Annotated in this window: 14 protein-coding genes; 10 read left to right on the forward strand and 4 right to left on the reverse strand. The window is 67.2% G+C overall.

The features are described from left to right. Nucleotides 1–136 precede the first annotated feature (136 nt). The 6 genes from J0X25_RS33470 (at nt 137) to J0X25_RS33495 (ending at nt 8,811) form a co-directional block, all read left to right on the forward strand. Nucleotides 137–1,228 (forward strand): ABC transporter ATP-binding protein, encoded by a 1,092-nt coding sequence (locus J0X25_RS33470; protein WP_207288215.1) that lies wholly within the window; start codon nt 137–139, stop codon nt 1,226–1,228. Further along, nucleotides 1,225–3,117, forward strand: coding sequence for an ABC transporter permease family protein (locus tag J0X25_RS33475; protein ID WP_207288216.1), 1,893 nt, complete (start codon nt 1,225–1,227; stop codon nt 3,115–3,117). The genes J0X25_RS33470 and J0X25_RS33475 overlap by 4 nt, the downstream gene beginning before the upstream one ends. Continuing rightward, entirely contained in the window at nt 3,107–4,276 is a 1,170-nt protein-coding gene (locus J0X25_RS33480; RefSeq protein ID WP_207288217.1) for an ABC transporter permease, read from the forward strand. The genes J0X25_RS33475 and J0X25_RS33480 overlap by 11 nt, the downstream gene beginning before the upstream one ends. Nucleotides 4,277–4,380: 104 nt before the next feature. Continuing rightward, the gene (locus J0X25_RS33485; RefSeq protein ID WP_207288218.1) at nt 4,381–6,801 is read left to right on the forward strand and encodes a penicillin acylase family protein; all 2,421 of its coding nucleotides are present in this window, start codon (nt 4,381–4,383) and stop codon (nt 6,799–6,801) included. Beyond that, nucleotides 6,798–7,190, forward strand: coding sequence for a hypothetical protein (locus tag J0X25_RS33490; RefSeq protein ID WP_207288219.1), 393 nt, complete (start codon nt 6,798–6,800; stop codon nt 7,188–7,190). Before J0X25_RS33485 ends, J0X25_RS33490 begins: the two co-directional genes overlap by 4 nt. Nucleotides 7,191–7,836: 646 nt before the next feature. Then, entirely contained in the window at nt 7,837–8,811 is a 975-nt protein-coding gene (locus J0X25_RS33495; RefSeq protein WP_207288220.1) for an aldo/keto reductase, read from the forward strand. 24 nt (nt 8,812–8,835) lie between these two features. Here J0X25_RS33495 and J0X25_RS33500 read toward each other — a convergent pair whose 3' ends face one another. Next, on the reverse strand, nt 8,836–9,390 hold the full coding sequence (locus J0X25_RS33500) for a DUF8170 family protein (RefSeq protein WP_207288221.1): 555 nt from the start codon (nt 9,388–9,390) through the stop codon (nt 8,836–8,838). A 153-nt stretch (nt 9,391–9,543) separates the two neighbouring features. Here J0X25_RS33500 and J0X25_RS33505 point away from each other — a divergent pair, with 153 nt between their 5' ends. Next, entirely contained in the window at nt 9,544–9,957 is a 414-nt protein-coding gene (locus J0X25_RS33505; protein WP_207288222.1) for a winged helix-turn-helix domain-containing protein, read from the forward strand. 60 nt (nt 9,958–10,017) lie between these two features. On the opposite strand, the gene J0X25_RS33510 is transcribed toward J0X25_RS33505, so the two are convergent. Both J0X25_RS33510 and J0X25_RS33515 read right to left on the reverse strand, forming a co-directional pair. Continuing rightward, a complete protein-coding gene (locus tag J0X25_RS33510; RefSeq protein ID WP_207288223.1) occupies nt 10,018–10,557 on the reverse strand; it encodes a CBS domain-containing protein in 540 nt (179 codons plus the stop codon). Nucleotides 10,558–10,662: 105 nt separating this feature from the next. Next, nucleotides 10,663–11,016: a DUF555 domain-containing protein gene (locus J0X25_RS33515; RefSeq protein ID WP_207288224.1), complete on the reverse strand. Its 354-nt coding sequence runs from the start codon at nt 11,014–11,016 to the stop codon at nt 10,663–10,665. Nucleotides 11,017–11,340: 324 nt separating this feature from the next. Between J0X25_RS33515 and J0X25_RS33520 the strand changes: the two genes are divergently transcribed. Together J0X25_RS33520 and psmB are read left to right on the forward strand one after the other, a co-directional pair. Further along, nucleotides 11,341–11,517, forward strand: coding sequence for a hypothetical protein (locus J0X25_RS33520; protein WP_207288225.1), 177 nt, complete (start codon nt 11,341–11,343; stop codon nt 11,515–11,517). 135 nt (nt 11,518–11,652) lie between these two features. After that, nucleotides 11,653–12,384, forward strand: a complete 732-nt coding sequence (psmB, locus tag J0X25_RS33525; RefSeq protein ID WP_207288226.1) for an archaeal proteasome endopeptidase complex subunit beta — start codon at nt 11,653–11,655, stop codon at nt 12,382–12,384. A 130-nt stretch (nt 12,385–12,514) separates the two neighbouring features. Here the strand turns inward: psmB and J0X25_RS33530 are convergent, their stop codons facing one another. Continuing rightward, nucleotides 12,515–13,639 carry a Gfo/Idh/MocA family protein gene (locus J0X25_RS33530; protein ID WP_207288227.1) on the reverse strand — a complete coding sequence of 375 codons (1,125 nt, stop codon included), beginning with the start codon at nt 13,637–13,639 and terminating at the stop codon, nt 12,515–12,517. Between the two features lie 276 nt (nt 13,640–13,915). On the opposite strand from J0X25_RS33530, the gene J0X25_RS33535 reads away from it, so the two are divergent. After that, nucleotides 13,916–14,638 (forward strand): ThuA domain-containing protein, encoded by a 723-nt coding sequence (locus J0X25_RS33535; protein WP_207288228.1) that lies wholly within the window; start codon nt 13,916–13,918, stop codon nt 14,636–14,638. The last annotated feature ends 39 nt before the right edge of the window (nt 14,639–14,677 follow it).

The raw sequence follows: 14,677 nt of genomic DNA on the forward strand, positions 1-14,677 counted from the left end.
TCGGTCAAGGATGCAACGACCGTCCGGCGGGCTGAAACGACGGAATCGGTCTCGCGGGGACGGCGAATCGGAACAGGTCGGTGACTTTCACTGGCCGCTAGACTTTACTGGGGTGGCTCCCTCGGTCGGGTAACGAATGGCGATACTTGAAGTCGACTCCCTCCGCAAAGAATACGGCGACTTCACCGCCGTCGACGGCAGTACCTTCGCGGTCGAGCGCGGCGAGGTCTTCGGCGTCGTCGGCCCCAACGGCGCGGGAAAGACGACGACGCTGAAGATGCTCGCCGGACTGATCGAACCGACCGGCGGCACCGCCGTCGTCGCCGGTCACACCCCCGGCGACCCCGCGATGCAACGCCGCCTCGGCTTCCTCCCCGAGGAGTCCCCCCTCTACGAGGAGATGACCGCGAACAGCTATCTCGAGTTCTTCGCGGATCTCTACGACGTCCCCCGCGACGTCGCTCGCGACCGGATCGAGCGCTCGCTCGAGCGTCTCGATCTGGAACACCGGGACCGACGGATCGGCAACATGTCGAAGGGCATGCAGCGAAAGGTGGCCATCGCGCGGGCGCTGGTGAACGACCCCGACGTGCTCATCTTCGACGAGCCCGCGTCGGGCCTCGACCCGCTGACGACCAACTACATCATCGAGTTCACGCGCGAACTGAGCGACGAAGGCAAGACCATCGTCTTCAGCGCGCACAACCTCTTTCACGTCGAGAGCGTCTGCGATCGGATCGTCATCATGAACGACGGCCGGATCGTCGCCCGCGGGACCGTCGAGGAGATCCGGGACGCCCACGGCGGTACCGAGTACCACGTCTACGCGACCGCCGACGCCGGCGGCGATCCCGTTGCCGGTGAGCCGACCGTCGACGCCGACGGTGACGGTGCTGGCGCCGCTGGAGACGGTGCTGACGTCGACGGTACCGGTGTGGCCACCGGCGATGCCGGTGCGGACGCTTCCGGTGGCGGCGAGTTCCGTCACGTCGTCGCCGACATGGACGGCGTCGAGGCCGTCCGCGAAGCCGTCGAGCGCGAGGGTGGTCGTGTGACCGACATCCAGACGAAGACGCCGAGCCTCGAGGAGATATTCCTCGAGGTCGCCGGCGAGCCGGCCGCGGCTCGAGACGACTCGGCGACCGGGCCGGCGGACGAGAACGCCGAGGATACCGAGAACGCCGAGGACGCGGCGGACACCGAGAACGCGGCGGAGGCGCGGACGTGACCGACGAGCGCGAACGTGACCGGTCCCGGTGGCGCCGACTCCGCGGGGCAGTGGCGCGAACGGCGCGGATCTCCCGCTGGGAGGTCGCCCGGAGCGCCGGCACGGTCGATCGGAAGACGGCGCTCGTGGTAGTCGCGATGCTCCTGACCGTCGGCGTCGTCGGGTTCTCGACCGCCAACGAGGGACTGGGTCTCGAGGACGACATCTACGTGGTCGCCGTCGACGAAGACAACCCCTACCACGACGTCGCCGTCGAGAGCGACACGTTCAGAGCGATCCCGCTCGCGGAGCTCGAGGTCGCCGACGACGGAGCCCGGGCGAACGCCGACGTGGCGTTCACGCGGGACGGCCGCGTCGAGCGGTTCGATCCCCACGGAAACGCCGCTTACGCCGCGTTTCGGGACGCAGTCGAGTCGTACAACCAGCACCGACTGAGTCAGGAAGCCAACGAGACGGCCGCCTATCCGGTGCTCGTCGAACTCGACTATCAGGACCGTAACCTCGCGGAACCGACCGACGACGAGGCCGGGGGTGATGGCGGAACTACCGGCGGTGACGGCGGCCAGTCCGGCACCGGTGATGGTGAGGGATCCGGCGAGACGACGGACGACTCCGGGAGCAGCGGTTCGGATGGCTCCGGCGATCGAACCGGCGGAAGCGATGGCGGCAACGGTGACGGCGGGAGCGACGACGGCCGACTACAGGTGCCCGACATCGGCGGGAGCGCAGCGGACGGCCTCTCCGGGCCGCCGGGTTCGATCTCGCCGCCGTTCCCCTTCAAGTCGCTGGTGCTGGCGTTCCTGTTCGTCGTCCCGATGAACTTCGCCATCCAGGCCTACGGGAGCACGATCGTCGACGAGCGGGTCAAACGGCGCGGCGAACTGCTGCTCGTCTCTCCGGCCTCGCGCTACGAGATCGTCGCCGGGAAGACGGTGCCGTACCTGCTGGGACTCGTCGCCATCGCCGTCGGCATCTCCGTCGCGGTCGGCGGGGGCATCCTCTCGGTCGCCGCGGCCGTCCCGATCGCGTTGCTGTTCCTCGCGTCGACGTTCGGGGGGGCGATGTTCGCCCGTTCGTACAAGGAACTCACGTTCGTGACGGTCACGATCAGCGTCTTCCTGACGACGTACACGTTCATTCCGGCGGTCTTCACCGACGTGAACCCAATCGCGCTGATCTCGCCGCTGACGCTGATCGTGATGGACCTGCAGGGCGAGTCCGTCTCGTTCGGCGAGTACCTGTTCTCGACGGGGCCGTTCTACTGCGCGGCGGCCGTCTGCTACCTGCTCGGGATCGGCGTCTACCGCGAGGAGGACATGTTCACCCAGAAGGCGATCCCGGGGAAGGTGATCGACGCCATCGCGAGTCGCCTCCGCGGCTACCGGAGCGTCGCCCTCCTGTCGATTCTCTTCATCCCCTTCGTCTTCGGGGGCCAGTTGCTCGCCGTCGCGCTGCTGTTCGCCGTCCCCGAGGCGTTGGCTCTGCCCGTCATCATCGTGTTCGCGGCTGCCCTCGAGGAGGTCGCAAAGAGCATCCACGTCTACGCCGGGTTCGCCCGCTCGCGGTTCGACGCCTCGCTGCGCGTCGCCGCGATTCTCGGGATCGTCTCGGGCGCCGGCTTCTTCGTCGGCGAGAAGGTGACGCACATCGTCCAGTTCGTCGGTCTGCCGGAGCTGTCCGTCGGGACCGCCGCGTTCGGTCCCGCGCTCTCGAGCGACCCGCTCGTCCTCGTCGCCGTCTTCTTCGCCCCGCTGGTGTTACACGCGGTGACGGCGACGATTTCGGCGCTCGGGGCGAGTCGCGGCCGAACCCAGTACGCCCTCGCCTTCCTGGTCGCGACGCTCGTTCACGCGGCCTACAACGTGGGGGTGATCATCCTTGTCGCGTGATCGGGGCGGTCGCTCGAGCGACGAGTCGACGCCGATCCAGCGGGGTCCGAATCCGCCGACGCGGTCGGACGGCGGCGCCGACGCGGCCGGCGACTCCCGTTTCGGTGCGCGCTGGGCCCTCGCCCGTCGCGAACTCCGGTCGCTTCGCTCCGAGAAGACCATCGTGCTCGCGCTGGCGATCCAGCTCGTCATCGCGGCGTTCTCCTCGTTCCTCGTCGTCGGGCTCGTCTCGCTGTACGACCCCAGCGCCGTCGACGGCTACGAGACCGAGATCGTCGTCACCGGCGACGACCCCGAGGCGCTCCAGCAGCTCAACGCGCTCGCCGCCGAGCAGGACGGACTCCGCTCGAGCGTCGCGGCGGACAGGGCCGCCGCCGTGCAGGCCTTCGAGGACGGACGGGTGGCGGCGATGCTCGAGGTGCACCGGAACGCCGACGGCCGACTCGTCGTCGAGGCGACGGTCCCCGACGGGGGGCTGGAGACGACCCTGCTCGTCGTCCAGCTTCAGGAACTGCTCGAGAGCCTCGAGCACCACGAGCACGTCGCCAACGCCGAGTTCCTCGAGGAGCCGCCGCTGACCGTCCCCGAGGGTGGCGAGGCGAGCCCGTACGTCGAGTTCACCTACACGATCTTGCTCCCGCTGCTGGTGTTCCTGCCGGTGTTCATCAGCGGCTCGATCGTCGTCGACTCGCTGATCGAGGAGCGCTCGCGGGGCACCCTCGAGTTGCTCCGGGTCAGTCCGCTGTCGCTCGTCGATATCGCGGACGCGAAGCTGCTGGCGATCGCCGCGCTGGCGCCGCTGCAGGCGACCGCGTGGCTGGTCCTGCTCGCGTTCAACGGGACCGCCATCGCGGCGCCGATCCCACTCGTCGTGCTGGCGGCGGCGCTGGCGTTGCTCGTCACCGCGGCGGGGACCGGCGTCGCCCTGCTCGCGCCGGATCGGCGGCAGGCGCAACTGTGCTACTCGGTCGGCATCGTCGGCGCGCTCGTCGTCGCGACCCTGCTGCCCGAACACCCGGCGAACACCGTCGCGAAGTTCGCCATCGGCAACCCCACGGCGACGACCTGGCTCTCGCTGGCGGCGTACTGTCTGCTCGCTATCGGCGGCTACCTCGCCGTCAGGGCGGGCGTCGCGCGGCTCGAAGCGGACGCGCTGTGACGGTGTGGGTCGACGGCCACGGGATTCAGTAACCACCCCTCCCAGATTTATAGAAACAACTCGGCAGCGTGATAGTTAAGACGAGTGAGTCGAATGTACGACCAGTGCCATCCGATACCACACGTCGCGGCGTGCTCGCGGGCGCGCTCGCCGCCGGCGTCGGCGGACTGACGTTGACTGGCGCTCGAGAGCTGCTCGAGCAGTTCGCTCCCCTCTCCGGGCGGGCTTGGAACGCGGCCGACCGGTCGCTACCGGACGCGGTCCAGAGTCCCCACGGCGAGGCGACGCTCCGCGTCGACGACTACGGCGTCCCGCACGTCGAGGCGGACGAGGAGCGGGCGGCGTACTTCGCCGTCGGCTACGTGCAGGCGTTCGACCGACTCTTTCAGCTCGACCTCCAGCGGCGAGTCATGCGCGGCCAGCTTTCCGAAATCGTCGGTGAGGCCACCCTCGAGGACGACGAGTTCCACGTCCGCATGGACTTCGCCGGCGCCGCGGAGGCGACCTGGGAACTCGTCGCCGAAACGTCTGCGGGACCGCTCGTCGAGGCCTACGCCGACGGCGTCACCGCGGCGATGGAGCGCGAACAGTTGCCCCTCGAGTTCGAACTCCTCGGCTACGAGCCCCGCGAGTGGACGCCGGTCGACTCGATGCTGATGGAGAAACAGATCTCGTGGGACCTGACGGGGAACTTCGGCGAGCTCCGGCGGGCGCTGGTCGCCGACCGGCTCGGCGAGGCCGTCGCGGCGGAGCTGTATCCCGAACGGATGGATCACGACACGCCGATCCTCCGCGACGCCGTCGACGCGGACCGCCTCGAGGGTGGTGACGGCGACGGAGATGGAACTGACGGCTCGAACGAACCGACCGACGCCGCCGCGAACGGATCGGTGGGGCCGGCGCTGACCGAGTGGCTCTCGAGGTACGAATCGCCGACGGGCGTCGGCTCGAACAGCTGGGTCGTCTCGGGCGACCACACCGAAAGCGGGACGCCCATCGTCGCCTACGACCCCCACCTCACGCTGATGACGCCCCCGCTGTGGTACGAACAGCACGTCGAGACGCCCGAACGGTCGGTCAGGGGCGCGACGTTCCCCGGCGTCCCGTTCGTCATCGCGGGCGCGAACGCGGCGGGCGTGTGGTCGTTCACCAACGTCGGCGCCGACGTGCTCGACTGCTACCGCTACGAGATCGACGACGAGGGCGAGCGCTATCGCTATCGGGGCGAGTGGCGCGAGTTCGACACGGAAGAGCGCGAACTCGCCGTCGCCGGCGGGGAGAATCGGATGATTACCGTCCGGAAGACGGTCCACGGACCGGTGCTCGAGCGCGAGGAGCGGACGGTCGGCGTCGCCTGGACCGGGCACACGGCCACCCGGACGACCGACGCGATATACGAGTTCGGTCGGAGCGGCGGGCTCGAGGACTTGCTCGAGGCCACGCGAAAGTTCGACCTGCCGACCCAGAATCTCGTCTACGCGGACGCCGACGGCCGGACGTGCTACTACGCGACGGGGAAGCTCCCGATCCGGACCGTCGACGGCGAGGAAGTGGCCGCGAACCGGATATTCGACGGCTCCGCGGGCGAGGGCGAGTGGACGGGCTTTACGCCCTTTGGCGAGTCCTCGTGGGACGGGTTCGTCCCGTTCGAGGAGAAACCGCACGCGATCGATCCCGACGTACTGGCGACGGCCAACCAGCGCGTCGTCGACGCCCCGGAGCACTACGTCGGCGTCGCCTACGCGGCGCCATACCGCGGCTCGCGAATCTACGAGCGGTTGGACGCCGCGCTCGAGGACGGTGGCGTTACGGACCTCGAGTTCCATCGCGACCTCCAGCGCGACACTCGCGACGGCCGGGCCGATCAGCTCCTGCCGGATCTGCTCGAGGCCGTGGCGGAGCGAGACGTCGGCGACCGACTCGAGACGGCCGCGGCGACGCTCGACGAGTGGGACCGACGGATGGGTCGCGACAGCGAGGGCGCGCTCGTCTTCGCCCGCTGGATGGACCACTTCCGTCGGCTGACCGTCGAGCCGCAGTTCGACGAGGCCGACCTCGACGACTCGTACTATCCGACCGACTGGGCGGTCGCGACGCTTTCGGCCCACGGCGACCTCTACGCGGACCGGCCGCGGGGCGAGACGATGGTCGCGGCGCTCGAGGCGGCCCTCGACGAGATCGACGAGGCGGGCTGGGAGGAGTACGGCGACTGGAACACGACGCGGGCGATCGAACATCCCTTCGGCGGGGAGGCCCCGTTCCTGAACCTCGACGAGCACGCCCTCGACGGCTCGCGAGCGACCGTCAACAACTATCGCGTCGGATCGGGCGTCGGCTCGAGCTGGCGGATGGTCGTCGAACCCGGTGGAACGGCGACGGCCGTCCTGCCCGGCGGGAACTCGGGGGATTACTTCTCCGATCACTACGACGACCAGTTCGAGCGCTGGATCGCCAACGAGCAGAAACCGATGGACCGGTCGACCGAGGCCGACGTCGCCGTCGAGTTCACCGGGGGGTCGTCGTGAGCGAAACCGACGCGGCCGGAACCGATCCGTCCGGTTCGGACGCCTCGAGCGTACCCGAACGCGCCGGAACCGCACTCGAGCGTATCAGGACCGACTCTCGACACCACGCCGTCGCCGTCGTCGTCGCGGTTGCCCTCGGACTGGCCCTCTCGTGGCTTCACTGGTTCGGACTCGTGGTCGGCGGGGCGCTCGTGGCCCTCACCGCGTCGACCCCGTGGCGCGGGGTCGCCGGGGCGATCGGCTTCGGCGTCGTCGTCCTCGTCGCCTTCGCGCTCTCGCTCGGTGGGTCGGCGGGGACCGTCTTCGGAATGACGCCGGTGATCTACCTGGTCGTCGCCAGCGCGATCGGGCTGCCGGTGCTCGGGTCGCTCGTTCGGGGAATTGTGTGATAATGACTTGCTACTCTAATAGCCGATGTGGCCACGTTTCGCTCTGCCCGAGAGGGGCACGTGCGGTGGCGCGCGCTTTCGACCGACCGAGCGATTGCGAGGCCGGTTGACGACACCGTGCGAGGTCTTCGCGAGCGTAGCGAGCGAAGTCGTTCGAGACGGCTTCGCCGTCTCGTGATGCGAAAAATCTCCGATTTTCAGCAGCTTGGAAGACGCCCCGCGTCTTCCAGTGGATGAGGACCACAGCGACCAGCGGGAGCGAGGACCGCAGTCGGTTGGGTGGGGTGTGGGAATCCCTGTTGCCACGATAGCAGCGCACTGCTATTCGACTTTAGGTCCGGCGAGATGGCGTCACATGCATCCGAACGACTCCGTAGTCGGCTCAATTCTGTGCTCGAACACCGAGGTGAAACCGACTGCTCTGCTATCGTGGCAACGAGGAGTAACCACTCCCTCCCCAGCCGATTCGCTCACTCACTGCGTTCCTTCGCTCATCCCTCGCACGGTTTTGCCTCGCGGTTCGCTGTTCGCTCACCGCGACACAGCGCGCGCCACCGCACGTCGGATGAGTGGGCCGAATCGTCGTCTCAGACGAGCGGGTCGCCGTAGCACGTACTGTTTTTTCGCCGGCCCACGTCCGACCCGTATGGAGTACACGACCCTCGGTTCGACCGGCATGGAAGTCAGCCGCCTCTGCCTCGGCTGCATGAGCTTCGGCTCGAGCGACTGGCGCGAGTGGGTCCTCGAGGACGAGGAGAGCAAGGAGATCATCGAGCGGGCGATCGACCTCGGAATCAACTTCTTCGACACCGCGAACATGTACTCGCGGGGCGAATCCGAGCGCATCCTCGGCGAGGCCCTCGAGGGCCACCGCGAGCGCTCGGTCGTCGCGACGAAGGGGTACTTCCGGATGCGCGACGGCGATCCGCTCTCGGGCGGCCTCTCCCGGAAGGCCATCGAACAGGAACTCGAAGCGAGCCGCGAGCGACTGGGGATGGACACGATCGACCTCTACCAGCCCCACCGGTGGGACCCCAAGACGCCGATCGAGACGACCCTGCGGGCGCTCGACGACGCGGTTCGGCGGGGTCACGTCCGCTACATCGGCGCCTCCTCGATGTGGGCCCACCAGTTCGCGGAGTCGCTGCACACCAGCGACAGCCTGGGCCTCGAGCGGTTCCAGACGATGCAGAACCACTATAACCTCGTCTACCGCGAGGAAGAGCGGGAGATGCTGCCCCTCTGCGAGAAGGAGGACGTGGGAGTCATCCCGTGGTCGCCGCTGGCCCGCGGCTACCTCACGCGCCCCCACGAGGAAATCGACGCCACGAAACGCGGCGAGACGGAGGAACACATGTACGAACACCCCTACCGCGAGGGCGGCGGGTCGGAGATCAACGAGCGCGTGGCCGAGATCGCCGCCGACAAGGGCGTCACGATGGCCCAGGTCGCGCTGGCGTGGCTGTTGCACAAGGACTGGGTCGACGCGCCGATCGTCGGGACGACCAGCGTGGAGCACCTCGAGCAGGCCGTCGAAGCGCTGGACATCTCGCTGTCGGAGTCGGATATCGCGTACCTCGAAGAGCCGTACGAACCGGTGCCGGTGTCGGGGCACTCCTGAGCGGGACGAACACGCGAACCGCGATCACGGAATTTCCTCCACAACCTCGAGCAGGTCCTCCTCGGTCCGCCACTCGTACAGTCGGCCCTCGGCCTCGAGCAGGTCGAACACCCCGTCCTCCATCCAGCCGTAGGGATGGGCCTCGTCGGCGTCGGGATACGCCCGCTTGAGCACGTGGGTCTTCTCGAAGTACTCCTCGGTGCCCGCGAGCAGTCCCTGTTCGACGAGGAAGCCGCTGGGTTCCTTCTCGGCGACGCCGACGACGTGGGTCACGAGGTCCGCGATCAGGCAGAACTTCTGGATCCCGTTGTCCCAGCCGCCGCGCACGTCGTTCATCCGGAAGGCGGCGGCGTCCCGACGGCGGCCGAGACGGTCGACGACGAGCTCGAGCCGAGCCATCGGCTCCGGGTCGTAGTTCCCGAGCACGAAGTACGAGCGGTCGGCCTCGTAGATCGGCGCCAATTCGCTCAGGGCGTGAAGGAGGTCCTCGTTGTCCGCGAGCGAGAGCTCTTCGGCTTCGAGTCGCTCCGTCGCGCTCGCGAGCACTGCCTCGGGGACTGGCGGCGACTCGTCGGTCATACCCCACGATTCAGAGGAGACGACAATAGGGTTTTCTCCACCGATTCCGTTTCCGAAACGGGTCGGGTGTGGCGATCTCGACCCAGTTCGGTTTACTCTGGGGTGATTTACCTCAGGGTAAACTACTTGGTGGCGGGGTGCGTAGGCCCTCGCATGAGTACCGACGTGGGTACCGCCGACGGGACGGAGACGCGGGAACTCCTGCACTTTCTCACCCAGGAGACCCGGTTCGCGCTCGTCGCCAACATCCTGCAACACCCCGAGGGACTGCCCTCGATGTACGAACTCGAGCAGTTGAACCCGAGCGTCAGCGAGGCGACCGTCTACAAACACGTCCAGAAGCTGATCGACGCCGGCATCGTCGAGGCGGTCGCGCTGTCCGACGACGAGCGCCGGCAGGGCTACCCCTGGAAGTTCTACGGCCTGACCGACGCGGGCCGCGAACTCCTCGGGCGCCACAACCTGCTTCGGGCCGAGGAGACGCTCAAACGGATCTACGGGACGATTTCCGACAAACCAGAGAAGATGGTGAAGTACGAGAACGCGCCGCGACCCGATCGGGACTGAGTTCCGCAGAGAGAACTCGAGCGTCCATCGCCCGATCGGTCGCTCGGGAACCGACGCCGATCAGGAGAACCGCGAGGCGATGTCGGCCTCGGTGATGATCCCGACCGTCTCGCCGGCCTCGGTGATCATCACGGCCTTGTAGTGCTCGAGCAGGTTGCTGATCTCGTCCAGCGTCGCGTCCTTCGACACCGTCGGAAAGCTCTCGCTCATGTGGTCCTCGACGGGTTCGTCCCGCGCCTCGGAGTCGAGGTGGACGAGGTCGCTCTGGCTGATCGAGCCCACCGGAATACCGTCCTGGATGACCGCCAATTGGGAGTAGGCCTCCTCCTCCATCTCGCGGGCGGCCGCCTTGACGGCGTCGTCGGGCGCGACGCTGACGACGGCCTCGTTCATCAGATCCTCGGCGCGGACGACGTCGCTCTCGGCCTTCTCGAGGGCGTTGACGATCCGGCGCAGCGTCGAGAGGCGCGGATCGACGTCGCCGCCTTCGATCCGGGCGATCAGGGGCTGGGAGACGTCGGCCGTCTCCGCGAGTTCGCTCTGGGTCAGCCCGAGATCGGTGCGGCGCTGGCGCAGGTCCGCGGGCGTCGGAAGTTCCATGGGGAACAATAACTGCGGGTTATCAAAAATACTTTGGGTCGAACCGGACGGCTGACGCCGACGGTGGGTATCCGTCAGCGCCGCTGGACGCGGGGCGACGCGCGATCAGTCCTCGTCGGGCGTCTCGACGACCTCGACGACCGAGAGGGGGACGTCTCGCAGCGCACCGCCGACCTCGCTCTTGGCGATCCTGGAGGCGTGTTCCTCGCCGTCGGCGTTGTAGACTTCCATCTCGAGCGCGAGGCCCACGAGCGCGGTGTCGGCCGCGATGAAGGCCGAGTCGAAAGGCTCGCCGCAGGCCGGACAGCCCGTCGCGCCGACCTCGACCTCGACGTAGTCCATGTCTTCGCTGTTCAGTCGTTTCCCGGCCTCGCTGACGGCGACGCCGATGGCGTCGTCGATCTGCTCGACGTCACGAACCAGCCACGCGGCTTCCATCGCGACGAGATAGTTTCCCATACGCGGTGGTCGTTCCGAGGGGTTTCCTGTCTTGCGGTTCGTAGCCGGCCGAAACCCGCGTCGCGTCGCCGATCGTCGCCGTCCGATCGGCGCGCCCGAGGTGCGCACGTGAGACGGATAATGCGCATAAGTTACGGGAATCGAGCGAGTCGATTGCCGACCGCTTAGCCGTACATCGGCCCGAACCCGTCTCGAGTTGTCCGGACCGCAGGTCGAGTAGAATCGCACGACGGCGCCGACTCGAACTATGGTGATAAATGGTTATGATAATCGATCTTCAAGAAAGCTTATATACACCGATCGTCTGGCCATCGATGAACGCTGATGATATCCCGCGTGTACCACGCGACCCTGTTCGCCCTGTACCAGTTGTGCATCGTGATCGGCATCGTCGCGATGCCGCTCGCGATCGCCGCCCGCCAGGCCGGCGTAACGCTGCCGATCCACCGCATCCTCGCGAACGTCGAGGACTCCCTCGAGGCCAGACAGCCCGACGAGTAATCGACGCCCCCACAGTCCACCGCTGCGACCCCCGCTTCTCTCAGCCATCGACGTCGAGAGCGACCGGTCCCGAAAGCGGAAACCGCCGTGGTGACCGCCGGTGTTTTATACCGTGCCGGCCGTACAGTTTCGTCAATGCGAGCACCTCAGCACAATTCGGACTTCTCCCGTACCGTCGACCAGTTGGCCGACGATCCGAACCCCTACGAGCCCGAGATCGGGTCGATGCCCCAGAACGACCTGTCGCGGGCCGACCTCGACAACGTCAACAAGACCGGCACGACGACGATCGGCATCTCGACGGCCGACGGCGTCATCATCGCGACGGACATGCGCGCCAGCCTCGGCGGCCGGTTCGTCTCGAACAAGAACGTCCAGAAGGTCGAGCAGATCCACCCGACGGCCGCGCTCACGCTGGTCGGCAGCGTCGGCGGCGCCCAGTCGTTCATCTCGAGTCTCCGCGCCGAGGTTAACCTCTACGGGGCCCGACGCGGCGAGGGGATGAGCATCGACGCGCTGGCGACGCTCGCCGGCAACTTCGCCCGCGGCGGTCCATTCTTCGCCATCCACCCGATCCTGGGCGGCGTCGACGAGGAAGGGAGCCACGTCTACAGCATCGACCCCGCCGGCGGCGTCATGGAGGACGACTACACCGTCACCGGCTCCGGGATGCAACTCGCCTACGGTCACTTAGAGCAGGCCTACGAACCGGACATGTCCAACGAGGAGGCCAAGACGGTCGCCGCCCGCGGTATCAAGTCCGCCGTCGAGCGCGACACCGGCTCCGGCAACGGCGTCTTCCTCTGTGAGATCACCGACGAGGGCGTCGACATCCACGGCCACCACGACTTCGACGAAGTGCTGTAAGTCGGTTCGAAACGGAACGGGGCGTCGCTTTTCGGGTTTCTCTCGCGAGTAGCGTCGGCTCCGTTCGGACTGGGTACGTTGCGTCGTGTCGGGCGCTGTGCCGCGACCAGAAGAGCGAAAAACGCCGCCGTTACTCGAGTTGCGTCGCCTGTTCGAGCTGGTGCTCGGAGACCTGCGGCTCGGCGAGTTGAGCGGCGTACCCGGTCTCGCTCGAGCGGTAGATGGCGTCGATGACGCGCTGGACGGTCAGCGCTTCCTCGACGGTGTTCGTCTCGGGCGTCGCGCCCAGTGCGATCGTCTCGAGGAACTGCTCGTCCTGTTCCGAGTAGCCGGTCAGCGCGGCGTCGCCGGTCATCGTGACGTCGGCGTAGTGGTCACAGCCCGCGGTGCCCGCCTCGAGAATTTCGAGACTGGTGTCACCGATATCGAACTGCGCACCGGCGTTCGTCCCGCGCACGCGGAAGTCCATGCTCTCCTCGCGATTGGTCGCCCAGGCGGCCTCGAGGGAGACGGTCTGGCCCTCCGCGGTGCGGATGAAGGCGCTGACCGAGTCGTCGACCTCGTAGGTCTCCGCTTCGGCGTCCCAGTTGTCGCCGAAGCCCTCGGGGTCGGCGTACTCCTCGTCGGTGCCGAACGTCGTTCGAGTGACGCCGGTGACCTCCGTGATCTCGGGGAAGTCCAGCGCGTAGAGGGCGAGATCGAGCGCGTGGACGCCGATATCCAGCAGGGCGCCGCCGCCCGCGAGTTCGGGATCGGTGAACCACGACCCGGGGCCCGGAACGCCCCGGCGGCGGACGTAGTTCGCCTCGACGTGCGTGAGGTCGCCGAAGCGGCCGCGGGCGTGTTGCTCGTCGAACATGGCCATCGACGCGGCGTGGCGGTTGTGGAAGCCGACCATACAGATCCCATCCGAGCGCGCTGCGGTCCGGGCGATCCGCTCGGCGCTCTCGAGCGTGTGGGCCAGCGGCTTCTCGACGAGCACGTGGCGGCCGGCCTCGAGGGCGGCGACGGCGATCGGTTCGTGGAACCGGTTGGGCGTCGTGACGATGACGGCGTCGACGGCGTCGTCTTCGAGGAGTCCGTCGTGGGTCTCGTAGGTCGCCGCGCCGAACTCGTCGGCGAAGCGTCGTCGCTGCGCCTCGACGAGGTCGGCACCGGCGACGACGCTGGCGCCGAGTTCGCGGATACTCCGCGCGTGCAGGTGACCCATTCCACCCAAGCCGACGATTCCGACGCCGATCCCGTCGCCGATCATGGCGAAACCCCCGATTGTGGACCGAAGAAGGAGGAGGTGGTAGAGGAAACGAGCCATTTCGATGTTTGCGTGCGGTGCCAGTCCATAGAGAGTAGCAGTCGGCGATCGAAATAAGAGTTGTGACCGATTAATCTGTACGAATGTATTGTATTTCAGGTATAATTATATTATTACTGGGTGGACCACGGGTACATACTCCAATAATTGTATATTTCTGTCCGGAAGTCGACTCCGATCACCGGCCGACCTAAGGCGCTTCGAAACGATAGCCGGCCGATGGCCAACGTGACGATCTGGAACGAGTACCGACACGAGCGCGAGGACGACGACGTCGCGGCCGTCTATCCGGACGGCATCCACGAGACCATCGCCGACGGACTCGCCGGTGACGAAACCGATCGAGACGAGTCGCACGGTCACGATATTCGTACCGCGACGCTCGACGAGCCGACTCACGGGCTTCCCGACGACGTCCTCGAGTCGACGGACGTCCTGCTGTGGTGGGGCCACGAGGCCCACGACGAGGTTTCCGAGGCCGTCGTCGACCGCGTCCAGCAGCGCGTCCTCGAGGGGATGGGCCTGATCGTCCTCCACTCCGGACACTACGCGAACCCCTTCAAGCGGCTCATGGGCACGTCCTGTAGCCTGCAGTACCGCGAGGACGGCGCGACCGAGCGGCTCTGGGTCGTCGACCCCGGACACCCGATCGCCGACGGGCTGGGGGAGTCGATCGAACTCCAGCAGACGGAGATGTACGGCGAACCGTTCGACGTCCCCGAACCGGACCGGCTGGTGTTCGTCAGCTGGTTCGAGGGCGGCGAAGTGTTCCGCAGCGGCTGTTGCTACCGCCGGGGCAGCGGCCGGATCTTCTACTTCCGACCGGGTCACGAGACGTATCCGATCTACGAGAACGCCGACGTCCGGCGAGTGCTTCGCAACGCGGTCGACTGGGCCGCTCCGACGGAGGGCGCCCCGCGAACGTTCGGCGAACGCGAGTAGGTCAGGACGGATTCGGAGTGAGAATCCGGCTCGATTCCG

This window comes from Haloterrigena alkaliphila (assembly GCF_017352155.2).
GTDB classification, from domain to species: domain Archaea; phylum Halobacteriota; class Halobacteria; order Halobacteriales; family Natrialbaceae; genus Haloterrigena; species Haloterrigena alkaliphila.